At 60.2% G+C, this 13,178-nt stretch carries 16 protein-coding genes; 3 read left to right on the top strand and 13 right to left on the bottom strand.

What is annotated here, in order from left to right; genetic code table 11:
* Nucleotides 1-45: 45 nt before the first annotated feature.
* The 3 genes from FHT29_RS20750 to FHT29_RS20760 form a co-directional block, all read right to left on the bottom strand.
* Entirely contained in the window at nt 46-1,935 is a 1,890-nt protein-coding gene (locus FHT29_RS20750) for an ABC-F family ATP-binding cassette domain-containing protein (RefSeq protein ID WP_168600089.1), read from the bottom strand.
* 49 nt (nt 1,936-1,984) lie between these two features.
* The gene (locus FHT29_RS20755; RefSeq protein ID WP_168600090.1) at nt 1,985-2,491 is read right to left on the bottom strand and encodes a hypothetical protein; all 507 of its coding nucleotides are present in this window, start codon (nt 2,489-2,491) and stop codon (nt 1,985-1,987) included.
* A gap of 161 nt (nt 2,492-2,652) precedes the next feature.
* Nucleotides 2,653-3,162: a DinB family protein gene (locus tag FHT29_RS20760; RefSeq protein WP_168600091.1), complete on the bottom strand. Its 510-nt coding sequence runs from the start codon at nt 3,160-3,162 to the stop codon at nt 2,653-2,655.
* Between the two features lie 224 nt (nt 3,163-3,386).
* Here FHT29_RS20760 and ndk point away from each other — a divergent pair, with 224 nt between their 5' ends.
* Entirely contained in the window at nt 3,387-3,809 is a 423-nt protein-coding gene (ndk, locus tag FHT29_RS20765) for a nucleoside-diphosphate kinase (protein ID WP_034487391.1), read from the top strand.
* A gap of 132 nt (nt 3,810-3,941) precedes the next feature.
* On the opposite strand, the gene FHT29_RS20770 is transcribed toward ndk, so the two are convergent.
* Together FHT29_RS20770 and FHT29_RS20775 are read right to left on the bottom strand one after the other, a co-directional pair.
* The gene (locus tag FHT29_RS20770) at nt 3,942-4,451 is read right to left on the bottom strand and encodes a hypothetical protein (protein WP_168600092.1); all 510 of its coding nucleotides are present in this window, start codon (nt 4,449-4,451) and stop codon (nt 3,942-3,944) included.
* Nucleotides 4,448-4,996, bottom strand: coding sequence for a CGNR zinc finger domain-containing protein (locus FHT29_RS20775; protein WP_168600093.1), 549 nt, complete (start codon nt 4,994-4,996; stop codon nt 4,448-4,450). Before FHT29_RS20775 ends, FHT29_RS20770 begins: the two co-directional genes overlap by 4 nt.
* Before the next feature lie 64 nt (nt 4,997-5,060).
* Here FHT29_RS20775 and FHT29_RS20780 point away from each other — a divergent pair, with 64 nt between their 5' ends.
* Nucleotides 5,061-5,957, top strand: a complete 897-nt coding sequence (locus tag FHT29_RS20780; RefSeq protein ID WP_037194022.1) for a branched-chain amino acid ABC transporter permease — start codon at nt 5,061-5,063, stop codon at nt 5,955-5,957.
* A 3-nt stretch (nt 5,958-5,960) separates the two neighbouring features.
* Here FHT29_RS20780 and FHT29_RS20785 read toward each other — a convergent pair whose 3' ends face one another.
* The 5 genes from FHT29_RS20785 to FHT29_RS20805 form a co-directional block, all read right to left on the bottom strand.
* Entirely contained in the window at nt 5,961-6,431 is a 471-nt protein-coding gene (locus tag FHT29_RS20785; RefSeq protein ID WP_168600094.1) for a molybdenum cofactor biosynthesis protein MoaE, read from the bottom strand.
* Nucleotides 6,432-6,435: 4 nt separating this feature from the next.
* The gene (gene moaD / locus FHT29_RS20790) at nt 6,436-6,690 is read right to left on the bottom strand and encodes a molybdopterin converting factor subunit 1 (protein ID WP_034487384.1); all 255 of its coding nucleotides are present in this window, start codon (nt 6,688-6,690) and stop codon (nt 6,436-6,438) included.
* Complete coding sequence (pgsA, locus tag FHT29_RS20795; protein ID WP_037194026.1) at nt 6,690-7,277, bottom strand: CDP-diacylglycerol--glycerol-3-phosphate 3-phosphatidyltransferase; 588 nt, start codon at nt 7,275-7,277, stop codon at nt 6,690-6,692. Before pgsA ends, moaD begins: the two co-directional genes overlap by 1 nt.
* Nucleotides 7,278-7,485: 208 nt before the next feature.
* Nucleotides 7,486-9,528: an excinuclease ABC subunit UvrC gene (gene uvrC / locus FHT29_RS20800; RefSeq protein ID WP_037194028.1), complete on the bottom strand. Its 2,043-nt coding sequence runs from the start codon at nt 9,526-9,528 to the stop codon at nt 7,486-7,488.
* Nucleotides 9,525-10,292 carry an SDR family oxidoreductase gene (locus FHT29_RS20805; protein WP_047552902.1) on the bottom strand — a complete coding sequence of 256 codons (768 nt, stop codon included), beginning with the start codon at nt 10,290-10,292 and terminating at the stop codon, nt 9,525-9,527. The genes uvrC and FHT29_RS20805 overlap by 4 nt, the downstream gene beginning before the upstream one ends.
* A 363-nt stretch (nt 10,293-10,655) precedes the next feature.
* On the opposite strand from FHT29_RS20805, the gene FHT29_RS20810 reads away from it, so the two are divergent.
* Complete coding sequence (locus FHT29_RS20810; protein ID WP_047552905.1) at nt 10,656-11,288, top strand: outer membrane protein; 633 nt, start codon at nt 10,656-10,658, stop codon at nt 11,286-11,288.
* Here FHT29_RS20810 and FHT29_RS20815 read toward each other — a convergent pair whose 3' ends face one another.
* The 3 genes from FHT29_RS20815 to FHT29_RS20825 form a co-directional block, all read right to left on the bottom strand.
* Nucleotides 11,289-11,438, bottom strand: coding sequence for a hypothetical protein (locus tag FHT29_RS20815; RefSeq protein WP_168600095.1), 150 nt, complete (start codon nt 11,436-11,438; stop codon nt 11,289-11,291).
* Nucleotides 11,439-11,647: 209 nt separating this feature from the next.
* Nucleotides 11,648-12,241, bottom strand: coding sequence for a glutathione S-transferase (locus FHT29_RS20820; RefSeq protein ID WP_047552908.1), 594 nt, complete (start codon nt 12,239-12,241; stop codon nt 11,648-11,650).
* Nucleotides 12,242-12,272: 31 nt separating this feature from the next.
* On the bottom strand, nt 12,273-13,124 hold the full coding sequence (locus FHT29_RS20825; RefSeq protein WP_047552911.1) for a 23S rRNA (adenine(2030)-N(6))-methyltransferase RlmJ: 852 nt from the start codon (nt 13,122-13,124) through the stop codon (nt 12,273-12,275).
* Between the last annotated feature and the right edge of the window lie 54 nt (nt 13,125-13,178).

Consider the following 13,178-nt stretch of genomic DNA (forward strand, 5'->3'; position numbering starts at 1 on the left):
TGATCGGTTAGGATCGGCTCCGAAACCATTAAGAATTCACGCGCGCTAGCCGGCGATGGCGCTTTCATATTCCGATGAAAGTTCCAGCCATTGCTCCTCGGCTGCAGCGAGCTTTTCAGCGGCATCCGCGCGCTGTTTTGCCTTCTCAGCAGCCTTGGCGGGCGCCTTCTCGTAAAGAGCGGGATCTGCAAGTTCTGCATCAAGCGTCTGAATCAATTTCTCAAGCTTGGCGGTCAAGGATTCGATTTCGTTGATCTTCTTCTTGAGCGGCGCCTGTGAAGCGCGGCGTTCTGCATTGAGCTTGCGCTGATCCGCCTTGGAGACGGAATCGTCGTTGCCGTTCGCCTTGGCCTTGTCATCCCTCGGCTTCGGACTCGCGACGACGAGGCTGCGGTAATCTTCGAGGTCGCCATCGAAGGTGGAAACGGTGCCGTCGCGCACCAGCCACAGCTGGTCGACCGTCGCCTCGATCAGGTGGCGGTCGTGCGAGATGAGGATGACTGCGCCGGAATAATCGTTCAGCGCCTGGATCAGCGCATTGCGGCTGTCGATATCCAGATGGTTCGTCGGCTCGTCGAGGATCAGCAGATTCGGCGCGTCGAAGGCGGCAAGGCCCATCAGCAGCCTCGCCTTCTCGCCGCCAGAGAGATCCTTGACCTGCGTGTCCATCTTCTCCGTCGCCAGGCCCATCTGCGCGACGCGAGAGCGCACCCTCGCTTCCGGTGCTTCGGGCATCCTGCGGCGGACATGCTCGACAGCCGTCTGGTTCGGCATGAGATCATCGAGCTGGTGCTGGGCGAAGAAGCCGATCTTCAGGCTCGGTGCCAACTTCACATCACCGCTATCGGCATCGAGCCGGCCGGAGACGAATTTGGCGAAGGTGGATTTACCGTTGCCGTTGGAGCCGAGGAGGGCGATGCGGTCTTCAGCGTCGATGCGCAGGTTGAGGCGTTTCAGGATCGGCTTGCCGGGCTCATAGCCGACCGCGCCGCCGCTGACGGCGATAATGGGCGATGCGGGCTGCTTTTCGGGTTCCGGAAAGCTGAAGCCCATCACATGATCTTCGATGACGGCGGCGACAGTCCCCATCCGCTCCAGTGCCTTGACGCGTGATTGCGCCTGCCGCGCCTTCGTAGCCTTGGCCTTGAAACGATCGATGAAGCTCTGCAGATGCTTGCGTGCCGCGTCGTTCTTCGCTTTGGCTTTCGTCTGCAGTTCGTCGGCCTCCGCCTTCTGCCGCTCGAACTGGTCGTAGGAGCCGCGATAGAAGGTGAGCTTCTTCTGATCGAGATGGACGATGGCGTTGACCGCCGTATTCAGGAGGTCGCGGTCGTGCGAGATGATGATGACCGTGTGCGGATAGCGGCGGATGTAATCTTCCAGCCAGAGCGTGCCTTCGAGGTCGAGATAGTTCGTCGGCTCGTCGAGCAGCAAAAGGTCCGGCTCGGAAAACAGCACCGCAGCGAGCGCAACACGCATGCGCCATCCGCCGGAAAACGAGGAGGCGGGGCGCTTTTGCGCCTCGTGATCGAAGCCGAGGCCGGCAAGGATGCTGGCGCCACGTGCTTCGGCCGAATGCGCGCCGATATCGGCAAGCCGCGTCTGGATGTCGGCGATGCGATGCGGATCGGTTGCCGTCTCGGCTTCAGCAAGCAGTGCTGCTCGCTCCTTGTCGGCCGCGAGCACGATGTCGATCAGCGGCTCTTCCGTGCCGGGTGCTTCCTGCGCGACCTGGCCGATGCGCGCGTTGCGCGGGATCGAAACCGAGCCGCTTTCGGCGGCGAAATCGCCTGTAATGATCCTGAACAGCGTGGATTTGCCCGCTCCATTCTTGCCGACGAGGCCGGCCTTCGTGCCCGCCGGAAGCGTCACGTTGGCATGGTCGATGAGAAGGCGGCCGGCAATGCGGGCGGAAAGGTCTGAAATCGAAATCATGGCGCGGTTTTGGCCGAACTCGGCGCCGAAGGCAAGAGCGCGAAAGCGTTCAGGCGTCTGCGCGCCGCTTGGGCTCCGACAGGCTCGCGCAGTTCTTCAACCTCTCGATCAGCTCGGTCTCATAGAGCATGAGATTGCTCAGCGACGCGTGGAGGCTGTCCAGGGCGGCGCTGGCATTCGGTGCCGTCCCGACCCCGCGGGCAAAATGCCGCTTCTTCTTCAGCCCTTTGGCAAGCTGATCCGCAACCTCTCGCAGCATGTCGGCCGCATCGCTTTCGGATTTCCGCGCGACCAGCCCGCAATGGCTGACAAGGCGATGCTTCAGGCCGATCTCATCGAGCTTGCTTTGCGAGGGGTGTGGGCCGAGCGCTTCGATCTCGCTGGCAAGACAACGGTCCTGGCCATATAGCGCCTCGTGAAAGAGCTGATAGTTGCGCGGCAGGTTCCTGACCTTCAGCCGCGTCATGAAGCGGCCGATGGTCTCGAGCTCGGTTTCTGATTCACTGTCATCATTGCTGATGGAAGACGCGGAAACGCCTGTCTGCGAACTCTTCATGCCTGCTCTCTGACTGCCACTTGGCTCATATATCTCTCCAACTTGCAGGCGCGCAGGTTAAGGCAACATGAACGAAACCGCCTATCCGCGTGATCGGACAATAAAATTAGCGGCTTGAGCAACGCCTGATCGCATCGAAGGGATCGCGGTTCGCCTATGGCTTACATCCACTGCCGCCCTTCACTGCGCAGGAAATGCAAGAGGTCCAGCACCAGCGATGGCTTGCCCAGCGTTGTCAGGATCATGTGGCATTGGCCCCGGTGATGGGTCTGATGATTGAACATATGTGCAATCGCCAGATGGAGCGGATGGATGATCGCGCCCGGCCGAAGGACGGATGTATAGGTGATGTCGGCCGCAAGGATGGCGGCATCCAGCGTCTCCACCCAATCGATGATGCGCCGATCTTCGGCCTCGCGCATCTCTCGGAGCCCCGCAAGATCGTTATGCAGAACGACACCCAGCGCCGCCGGTGGCTCGCCGGTTCCACTGAAACGGTGCATCCACAGCCGGTCCGTCACCAGCAGATGGTTCAGCGTTCCATGCAGCGAGCCGAAGAAGGCACCGCGATCCTCGTGAAATTCCGCATCGCTGAGCCGGGCGGCGGCATCGTAGACTTGAACATTGGCCCAACGATTGTAGTCGGCAAGCATTTTGAAATGTCTGAGCATATGGCTTTTCCTCCATGGCTATGAGATCAGTCCGAACCAGAATTGAGCAAATGAACCGGACCATCCGCGAAGTCCGCTAATGAACGGTTGCTTCGCCGCTTAGTCGCTTGCGAATCGATCGTCCGTACTGTGACAGCGGCGTGAAATTGGGCTGTCCCCCTTGTTTTCGGGCTGTGGGGCGGGTAAAGACCGCCCACTTTTCTCTGATTACAAGGAACGGACCCATGGCGATTGAACGTACTTTCTCGATGATCAAGCCGGATGCAACGAAGCGCAATCTGACCGGCGCCATCACCAAGATTTTTGAAGACAATGGCCTGCGCGTCATCGCCTCCAAGCGCGTCTGGATGAGCAAGCGCGAAGCCGAAGGCTTCTACGCTGTCCACAAGGAACGCCCCTTCTTCGGCGAACTCGTCGAAGGCATGACCTCCGGCCCGACCGTCGTTCAGGTTCTGGAAGGCGAAGGCGCCATCCTGAAGAACCGCGAAATCATGGGCGCAACCAACCCGGCCAACGCCGCTGAAGGCACGATCCGCAAGATCCACGCTTTGTCGATCGGCGAAAATTCCGTTCACGGCTCCGACGCTCCGGAAACGGCTGCTGTCGAAATCGCTTACTGGTTCTCCGAAACTGAAATCGTCGGCTGAATCGGACTTTCAGCGCTTGCGCTGAACGATTTGAATTGACTCAAGAAAGCCGGGATTTTGCATCCCGGCTTTTTTCATGCCGGACACAATAGACCCCTCTTCCCGCCTGCGGGGAGAGGGCCTGCCACTCGTTCATGCCGGGCAGGCGGCATCGTGCCCATAGTCGATGCTGCCGTCGCCCTTGAAGACATCCGGATTGGCGGTGTAGACCGGGCCGACGACGAGCGGTTTTGTCGGCAGCACGGTCTGGTCGAGATCGGATTTCACCTCGGTCTTGATCGTCTGGATCGTCTTGTCGCTTGCATCCACCAGCTTGATCGAGACGGAATAGGCACGATCCTTGCGCACGCAGCGCAGGTCCGGGCTTTCGAGCGTGATCTTGTCCCAGAAGGTATAGATCTTCTGCCGAACCACAAGGGGGTCGCCCCCGGCGGGATTTTCGAATTCCGCGACGGCCGTCGTTCCCTCGGGGATCGGGGCGATCTTTTTCAGCGTGATCATGTAGCTGGCGGTCGCCACGCGATAGTTGAATATGAAGAGGCGGCCGCTGAGCTGGGTCGGACCCTCATCGTCTTTTCTCTGGCAGCCTCCAAGCGCCAGCCCTGCGATCGTGGCTGTCAGCAGGATCGTTCGGATAATCATGGCGCAGTCTCCTCCTTCTTGCGCCGGTAGTGCCGGCTTGCCTTGGCGCGGTTGCCGCAGACCGCCATGTCGCACCAGGCGCGGCTTTTGTTCTTGCTGCGATCGATGAACAGCCAGCCGCAGTTGCGGCAGATCTTCATCCGCTCCGGGTCGGGCATGGCGATCAGGCGCAGCGTGGAGTGCACCGTCGCTGCCTCCAGTCCATCGGAGGAGGCTCGCCGCAAGACCTGCGCCAGCGCCGCCAGCAGGTCGGCGAGCAGCGCATCGGCTCCGCCGCCGAGGACGCGCGCACGAAAGTAGCGGTCGATCGCCTCGCGCAATCCGATGAAATCGGCCTTGTTTTCCTGCCGCACCGGCAGGATATCGCCGAACAGCGCCCGCTCGGCACAGAAATTCGCGGCCGCTTTCGGAAAGCTTTCCATCTGCCCCGATCCCTCGAAGCGGTCGATCCGCCGTTCGTCGTCATGACGCAGGATCACGCTGTTGGCGACATCAAGCGCCAAGGCGCCACCGGAAAAGCGATGTGGGGTCCAGGAAAAGCTCATGCTGAAAATTATAACTGGTAAAATTGATTTTGCCAGTTACTATTTGCATGTCCTCGGAGGGGTCATGGCCTATCTTCTGCAGCAATTGGCAAATGCCGTTCCGCTCGCCGCGCTCTATGCCGCGCTTGCCTTCGGCTATGCCATCGCCTTCGGGGTCATGAAGCGGGCCGATATCACCTATGGAGCGCTCTTCGCCTTCGCCGGCCAGATGCTGGTGCTGTTCACCGACGTCGGCTACGCCAGGATGTATCTGATCCTGCCGGCTGCCTTCGTCTTCGGCGCCATCGTTGCGGCCGTCTATACGCTGGGCACCAGTTTTCTCGTCGGCCGCGCGATCATGCTGCCGCTGTCGCGCAAGTCGCCGAATACGATCATCGTCGCAGCACTCGGCATGATGATCATCCTGATGGAGACGGCGCGGCTTGCCTCCAACACGCGCGGCATCTGGCTGCCACCCTTTCTGAATGGCGCTATCGTCTTCTGGGATAGCGGCGATTTCCGGGTGACGCTTACCGAGATCCAACTCCTCAACACGGCGCTGATGATCCTGGTGATCCTCGCCGGCGCCTATGTCCTTAGATGCACCGGCTGGGGACGCATCTGGCGGGCGGTGACCGACGACGCGCTGGCTGCCGAGCTTTGCGGCACAAGTGCCAACCGCGTCTTCCTGATGGCCTATGTCGCCTCGGCACTGGTTGCGACCATCTGTGGGCTACTGGCCACCTCCTATTACGGAACGATGGATTTCGGGGCTGGGCTGATGTTCGGGCTCAAGGTTCTGATGATCGCGGCCGTCGGGGGCTATTCCGATCCGCTGAAGTCGGCGGGCGGTGCGGCGCTGCTCGGTCTGGGGGAAACGATGTGGGGCGCCTACGGCCCGTTCCTGTGGCGCGACTTTGTCATCTTTTCGCTGCTCGTGCTGCTGCTGGTATTGAGCCGGCGCGAGCGGGTCGTTCCCTGAGGCCTATTTCTTCGCGGCCCATTTGGCGCGGGCGGTATCGTCGGCGTCCTTGGCCGATACCCAGCCACCTTCGATGCCGTCCTTCGCGTGTTCCTTCTTCCAGAAAGGAGCCGAAGTCTTCAGGAAATCCATAACGAAATTGGCGCCGTCGAACGCTGCCTGCCGGTGCGGTGCGGCGGCAATGACGAGGACGATGTTTTCGCCGGGCGCGATCTTGCCGTAGCGATGGATGGCAGTCAGGCCGAAAAGCCCGAAGCGCTCGATGGCGAGGTCGGCGATGCGGCTGATTTCCGCCTCCGCCATGCCGGGATAATGCTCCAGCTCAAGCGCGCCGAGCGTGCCGCCTTCGTCGCGGCAGAGCCCGGAAAAGGTGACGACTGCGCCGATATCGAGCCGCCCCTGCGTGAGGTTGTCGATCTCGGCCTGGAGATCGAAATCTTCTTGCTGAACGCGGACGAGCGGCTGCACGGCCATCAGCTCACCCTCCAGTCATCGGTGGGAACAGCCCGATCTCGCGCGCACCGGCGATCGGCTCGTCGTGATCGGCATGTTCCATGTTGATGGCGACCCGGATCGCTTCCGGAAACTGAAGCGCTGTCTCGTATTCTTCCCCCAAGGTCTTCAAATGATTAAGGAGATCACCGACGGTGATCACCTCGGCGGGAAGAGAGATCTCCTCTTCGGCCTTGCCGATCCGCTCGCGCACCCAGGCGAAATAGACGAGCTTCGTCATCATTCATCGTCCACGATATGCTTCAGGCCGGCGCGGAAATAATCGTAGCCGGTGTAGATGGTCAGCAGCGCCGCGACCCACAGCAGGACGATGCCGATCTCCGTCGTATAGGGTAGCACCTTGTCGCCGGCCGGCCCAGCCAGCAGGAAGGCGATGGCCACGAGCTGCGCGGTCGTCTTCCACTTCGCGATGCGCGTCACGGGAACGCTCACTTTCAAGGCGGCAAGATATTCGCGCAGGCCGGATACCAGTATTTCACGGCAGAGGATGATGATCGCCGCCCAGAGCGACCAGCCGGCGATCGTGCCGTCGGCCGCCACCAGCAGCAGGATCGAGGCGACCAGCAGTTTGTCGGCGATCGGATCCAGCATGCGGCCGATATTCGAGGTCTGATTCCAGATGCGCGCGAGATAGCCGTCGAGAAAGTCGGTGAGCGAGGCGATCACGAAGATCCAGAGCGCGACCCACCGCGCGAAATCGGAACCTTCCAGCTTGCCCTCGACGAAGAAGCACAGGACGATCAGGGGTACGCAGAGGATGCGGCCGTAGGTAAGCAGATTGGGAATGCTGTAAGCGCGCGAAGCCATGGAAATCGTTTCGTTTCGGTTGTGTCGGCAGATCTCGGTGAGCCTTTGTCAAAGTCTCATCTCGCTCCAGCCATTTGATTGAGCATGATCTTATCCAAAAACCGCTCCGCACTTTTTGGGATCACGCCTAGATGATGGTTTGATTACCCTATCGTCAACATTCTTTCTGTTCTTTCACCGTCATTGCGTGGAATTTGCGACCGGCTTTTTATTTCGCGGTGTCTTCATGAAAATGGTTGTAGACCTGCCGTGCTACGGCTTCCGATATGCCTTCCACAGCCATCAGGTCGGACAGGGCGGCGCGCGATACGGCCTTGGCGGTGCCGAAATGCTGCAGCAATGCCCGCTTGCGCGACGGGCCGATACCGCCGATTTCATCCAGCGGATTCTTGATCATCTCCTTCTTGCGCCGGGCGCGATGCGAGCCGATGGCGAAACGGTGGGCTTCGTCGCGCAGGCGTTGGATGAAGTAGAGCACGGGATCGCGCGGCGGCAGGGTGAAGCTCTCGCGGGAAGGGGCGAAAAAGCGCTCGCGTCCGGCGTCGCGGTCGACACCCTTGGCGACGCCGATGGCGATGACGCTGTCGGTGATTCCCAACTCCTCGAGAATGGCCCGCACCGCTGTCATCTGCCCCTGGCCGCCATCGATGAGGATGATATCAGGCCAGGCGGGGAAGGGCTGGTCGGCTGCATCGGCGGCGGGAGCCTCCGTCGCAGCGCTGCGGTCGGGCTTGCCCTCTTCCTTCAGCAGGCGGGAGAAGCGCCTTGTCATCACTTCGCGCATCATGCCGAAGTCGTCGCCGGGCGTGATGTCGGTCGATTTGATGTTGAACTTTCGGTACTGGCCTTTGACGAAACCTTCCGGCCCGGCCACAACCATGCCGCCGACCGCATTCGTGCCCATGATGTGGGAGTTGTCGTAGATCTCGATGCGCTGCGGCACGTAAGGAAGCTTGAAGGTCTCCTTGAAGCCTTCGAGCAGCCGCGATTGCGAAGCCGTCTCCGCAAGCTTGCGACCATGCGCTTCCCGGGCATTGGCAACGACATGATCGACCAGATCGCGTTTTTCGCCGCGCTGCGGCACGAGGATCGAGACCTTGTGGCCGGTCTTCTCACTGAGCGCTGCCGCCAGCAGCTCGATTTCCTCGACCGTCTCCGAAAGAAGAATCTGCCTGGGCACCGGTTTGTCGTCGTAGAACTGCGCCAGGAAGGCGTTCAGCACTTCGGCGCCCGACAGTGATGGGTCGGCCTTGGGAAAATAGGCGCGATTGCCCCAGTTCTGGCCGGTGCGGAAGAAAAAGACCTGAATACAGGAGATGCCGCCCTCGTGATGGATGGCGAAGATATCGGCTTCCTCGACGCCGGCCGGATTGATGCCCTGATGGCTCTGTACGTGCGACAGCGCCGCCAGCCGGTCGCGAAAGACGGCGGCGCGCTCGAAATCGAGATCCTCGGCGGCGGCGTTCATCTCCTCGGCCATATGGGCCTTGACGTTCTGGCTCTTGCCGGAAAGGAAATCCTTCGCCTCCTGCACCAATTCTGCATAGCCCGAATCGCTGATCTCATGCGTGCAGGGCCCGGAACAGCGCTTGATCTGGTAGAGCAGACAGGGCCGGGTGCGCGTCTCGAAAACGCTGTCGGCACAGGTGCGGATGAGGAATGCGCGCTGTAGCGAATTGATGGTGCGGCCGACGGCACCGGCCGAGGCGAACGGGCCGAAATAGTCGCCCTTGCGGGCGCGGGCGCCGCGATGCTTGAAAATGGCTGGTGCGCGATGGTCGCCGGTGATCAGAATATAGGGAAAGGACTTGTCGTCGCGCAGCAAGACGTTGAAGCGCGGCCGCAAGCGCTTGATCAGATTCGCTTCCAGCAGCAGCGCTTCGGTTTCTGTGCGGGTGGTGACGAACTCCATATTGGCGGTTTCGCGCACCATGCGGGCGATGCGGTTGGAATGCACCCGGCCCATGGCATAGTTGGCGACACGCTTCTTCAGGCTGCGTGCCTTGCCGACATAGAGCACGTCGCCGGCTTCGTTGAACATGCGGTAGACGCCGGGATTGTTCGGTAGGCGCTTGACGAATTCAGCGATCAGTTCCGCGCCGCGCAAGCCGGTCTCGTTCTTGCCGCCTTCGTTCCAGTCGACGGGCACGACAGGGGAGGCGGCGGCATCGCCCTCTACCTCGATGTCGTCTTCTATATCCTCTGATTCGTCGTAGAGAATGCCGCCATCGGGCAGCTTTCTTCCATTCATTCCGCACTCTCCGCCACATCAGGCGTTTCCCAGGCAAGATGCTGGCCGCCGTCGAGCGCTATCATTTGGCCCGTGATCGAGGGCGTGTCAAAAAGAAAGCGGATGGTGCGGCCGAATTCTCCGAGCCCCGGCGCGGCCTTCAATATGAGGCCGTCGATCTGGGCCTGAAAGTCCTCTTCCGACTGTCGCGCGCTGCGCACCGTCGGCCCCGGGCCAATCGCGTTGACGCGGACGCGAGGGGCAAAGCTCTGCGCCATCGTCTGGGTCGCCGTCCAAAGGGCCGCCTTCGACAGCGTGTAGGAATAGAAGCGTGGGTTGAGCGCCCAGACCCTCTGGTCGATCATGTTGACGATCAATCCCGGATTGGGCTCGGGAAGCTGCCGGACGAAATCGGCTGATAACATTGAGGGCGCGCGGACATGCACGGCAAAATGCGCCTCGAAGGCTTCAGCATCGAAACGCTGGGCGGAATCGTCGAGGAAAGCCGAGGCATTGTTGACCAGCAAATCAAGCGGACCTAGGGCGGCCGCGGCTTTCTCGACGAGGGTTGACGTTTCGCCCAAATCTTGCAGGTCGGCCTTGATCGCAATCGCCTTCCTGCCCATTTGCTGCAATTTCGCCACGATTTCCGCCGCCTCGGCGAAGGATTGGTTGGCATGCAGCGCCACCGCGAAGCCATTGGCCGACAGATCCTCGGCTATTGCCCTGCCTATTCTTTTTGATGCGCCCGTTATCAATGCCGTGCGAAGTTCTTCCTGGCTCAAGATACCGCCTTCTTCTCGTCGTTACCCAATCGAAGCTCATATAGGGCGTCGATACACCATATGAAAAGGTGCTTGAGCGAATGACGCTCTTGACATCTCTTATGTAGATCTTGAGATATATTTAGATTAAAATAAGTATACATGCTTTAACCATTGGTTATGGTTAACAATTCCTCTGTTGCGCTGAAGCAACATCGAAATTCAGCCATGTCTGTGCCACAATGATATCATATTTTGGCTCTTCCAATTCCTCATTTGCACTCCAATTTCAATCTCGATCCGGGAGGGATTTATTTTAATTGCTCGTGACGCTTCGAAGTCAAAGATTGTAGACGAAGCACACGGGACTGAAAGGAGAAAAGTATGCGTACTCTCGTAACGACCCTCATGGTCTCCGCTTTCGCTCTCGGCGGCTACACCGCAGCTCAGGCTGCCGACGCTGTTGAGCAGGTTCCGCAGCCGCCCGTCGCCCAGGAAGCAGCTCCGGTCGTCAACAATTGGTCCGGCTTCTACATCGGTGGCGAAGGCGACTGGAACAAGGGTCACTTCAACCGCACCGGCAACACCTACGCCTTCGGCGGTGGTGCCTTCACCGGCTACAACTGGCAGCAGGGACAGATCGTATACGGTGTCGAAGGTGACCTCGGTTACGCCGACTCGGAGACGTCCCGCAATGGCCTGACTGCCAAGAACGGCGTCAATGGCTCGGTTCGCGGCCGTCTCGGTTACGATTTCAACCCGTTCATGCTGTATGGCACGGCTGGTCTGGCGCTCGGCCAGAACAAGCTCTCGGACGATACCTCGTCTGAAAGCAAGACGGCTGTTGGTTACACGGTCGGTGCAGGTGCTGAAACCTTCATCACCAGCAACATCACGGCTCGCCTTGAGTACCGTTACACCGACTACGGCAAGAAGACCTTCAACCTCGACTCCGGCAGCTTCTCGCGCGGCTTCGACGAGCAGAGCGTCAAGGTCGGTATCGGCGTGAAGTTCTAATCACTTGACGGTATGGAATGAAGAAAAAGCCGGGGCTCTTGCCTCGGCTTTTTCTATTTCATGCTTCTGAATATTTATGCGGGTGAGGGCTTCCTGGGTGATGAGAGCGCCGAAGCCGCGCGGTGCACCTATGATGAACCAAGCACCCATGACTTTCTCCTTTGTCGGTTGGCAGCGTGGAATTCGCTTGCAGGAGAAAGGTAGGATGGCCGGTTGATCCGCGTGCTGGAGGACTGGTGCCCTTACTATCCCGGCTTCTTTCTCTATTATCCGAGCCGTCGGCAATTACCGACGGCCTTGCGCGCCTTTGTCGATTTCGTGAGGAACGGCGATGTATACCGGAGCTAAGCGAGACAGCGTCAGGCCTGCGGCTTCATCGCCGGATAGTCGGGGAAATGCTTTTCGAACTTGCTCGCCCAGTTGATAAGCTCCGCATGGTCCGCCTCCCATTGTCCTTCAAAGCGGAGTTGCAGGTAGCCGATCAGCGCGGCAAGCGCGAAATGTCCCGCATGCAGCTTCTTGCCGATCTTCGGTGGCTCTGCATCCAGGTGGGCGAGCGCGCGGCTTGCCTTCGTCCACTGCCGATCGATCCAAGGCTGGTGCTGCTTTTCGGGTTCGCGGAGGCGCCGCTCGTAAACGATCGACAGAAGGCACTCCATGGTACCGTCGCACAGCGCTTCCAGAACTTCGGCTTCGGTGCGCTTACCCTTCTTGGAAGGATAAAGGCCACCCTCCTGCCGGTCGAAGTAATGCATGATGGCGCGGCTGTCGAAAATCGCTTCGCCATCGTCGGTCAGCAAGGTCGGGATCTTGCCCAGCGGATTGTTGTCGACGAGCAGCGCCGGCCCGGCATTGGTATCGACACGGATCTCCTCGAGCTCGATGCCGAGATGGCGGGCCGCCATGCGCACCTTGCTGGAAAAGGGGGAGGTGGACGAGCAGAGAAGTCTCATGGGATCACCTGTGGGATGGGCGGGAGGAAATTCAATGTTCGCCGCGCAGCCAGAAGGCGCGTTGCGAGGCGAAACGGTCCTGCGCCAGCAGATCCTTCAGCGCCGGCAACAGCGCATGCAACTCGTCCTTCAACGTGAAGGGCGGATTGACGATGATGAGGCCGGAGCCGGTAAGCCCGGCGAAGCCGCGGTCGCTTTTGACCGTCAACTCCGCGCAGAGCATCTTCGGCACCTCCAATGCCTGCAGTGCTTCGTGAAACTGCTTGATCGGCGCGTCCTTCTTGATCGGATACCAGAGGCAATAGGTGCCGCCCGGAAAGCGGTGCCAGGCTCTCGCCAGGCCGCTGACCAGCCGCTCATATTCGCCGTCCTCCTCGAAGGGCGGGTCGACCAGCACGATGCCGCGCTTCTCCTTCGGCGGCAGATGCGCGCCGAGCGCCAGCCAGCCGTCAAGCTCGGTGATGCGCGCATGGTGGTCGCCTTCGAACAGCCGGTGCAGCCGCTGGAAGTCCTCGGGGTGCAGCTCCATGGCTGATAGCCGGTCCTGCGGACGGAACAGCATGCGGGCGAGCTTCGGCGAACCGGGATAGAATTGCAGGCCGCCTTCGGGATTGAGCTCGCGAACGGCGGTCAGATAGGGCTCCAGCAGATCCGCGACCTGGGGCACGAGTTCCGCTTCGAGCAGCCGGCCGATACCATCTTGCCATTCCCCGGTCTTCTGCGCTTCCTCCAAGGAGAGATCGTAGAGCCCGATGCCGGCATGGGTGTCCAGAACACGGAACGCTTTGTCCTTGTTCTGCATGTAGCGGACGAGGCGGGCGAGCACCGCGTGCTTGAGCACATCGGCGAAGTTGCCCGCGTGATAGATATGCCGATAGTTCATTGTCGGTGAAGTCCGCATGAATTGTTGCGATGGGCCGGATTATCCCTAGTGGCC

The sequence above is a fragment of the Rhizobium sp. SG741 genome (assembly GCF_012275435.1).
In the GTDB taxonomy this organism is placed as follows: Bacteria; Pseudomonadota; Alphaproteobacteria; order Rhizobiales; family Rhizobiaceae; genus Rhizobium; species Rhizobium lusitanum.

Excerpts from the sequence above, each read along its gene's own strand:
- FHT29_RS20755 (WP_168600090.1), bottom strand. The coding sequence starts at position 2,491 with ATGAAGAGTTCGCAGACAGGCGTTTCCGCGTCTTCCATCAGCAATGAT.
- moaD (WP_034487384.1), bottom strand. The coding sequence starts at position 6,690 with ATGACGAAGCTCGTCTATTTCGCCTGGGTGCGCGAGCGGATCGGCAAG.
- FHT29_RS20780 (WP_037194022.1), top strand. The coding sequence starts at position 5,061 with ATGGCCTATCTTCTGCAGCAATTGGCAAATGCCGTTCCGCTCGCCGCG.
- FHT29_RS20820 (WP_047552908.1), bottom strand. The coding sequence starts at position 12,241 with ATGAGACTTCTCTGCTCGTCCACCTCCCCCTTTTCCAGCAAGGTGCGC.
- FHT29_RS20825 (WP_047552911.1), bottom strand. The coding sequence starts at position 13,124 with ATGAACTATCGGCATATCTATCACGCGGGCAACTTCGCCGATGTGCTC.
- FHT29_RS20750 (WP_168600089.1), bottom strand. The coding sequence starts at position 1,935 with ATGATTTCGATTTCAGACCTTTCCGCCCGCATTGCCGGCCGCCTTCTC.
- FHT29_RS20770 (WP_168600092.1), bottom strand. The coding sequence starts at position 4,451 with ATGATTATCCGAACGATCCTGCTGACAGCCACGATCGCAGGGCTGGCG.
- FHT29_RS20785 (WP_168600094.1), bottom strand. The coding sequence starts at position 6,431 with ATGGCCGTGCAGCCGCTCGTCCGCGTTCAGCAAGAAGATTTCGATCTC.
- FHT29_RS20815 (WP_168600095.1), bottom strand. The coding sequence starts at position 11,438 with ATGGGTGCTTGGTTCATCATAGGTGCACCGCGCGGCTTCGGCGCTCTC.
- uvrC (WP_037194028.1), bottom strand. The coding sequence starts at position 9,528 with ATGAATGGAAGAAAGCTGCCCGATGGCGGCATTCTCTACGACGAATCA.
- FHT29_RS20810 (WP_047552905.1), top strand. The coding sequence starts at position 10,656 with ATGCGTACTCTCGTAACGACCCTCATGGTCTCCGCTTTCGCTCTCGGC.
- ndk (WP_034487391.1), top strand. The coding sequence starts at position 3,387 with ATGGCGATTGAACGTACTTTCTCGATGATCAAGCCGGATGCAACGAAG.
- FHT29_RS20760 (WP_168600091.1), bottom strand. The coding sequence starts at position 3,162 with ATGCTCAGACATTTCAAAATGCTTGCCGACTACAATCGTTGGGCCAAT.
- pgsA (WP_037194026.1), bottom strand. The coding sequence starts at position 7,277 with ATGGCTTCGCGCGCTTACAGCATTCCCAATCTGCTTACCTACGGCCGC.
- FHT29_RS20775 (WP_168600093.1), bottom strand. The coding sequence starts at position 4,996 with ATGAGCTTTTCCTGGACCCCACATCGCTTTTCCGGTGGCGCCTTGGCG.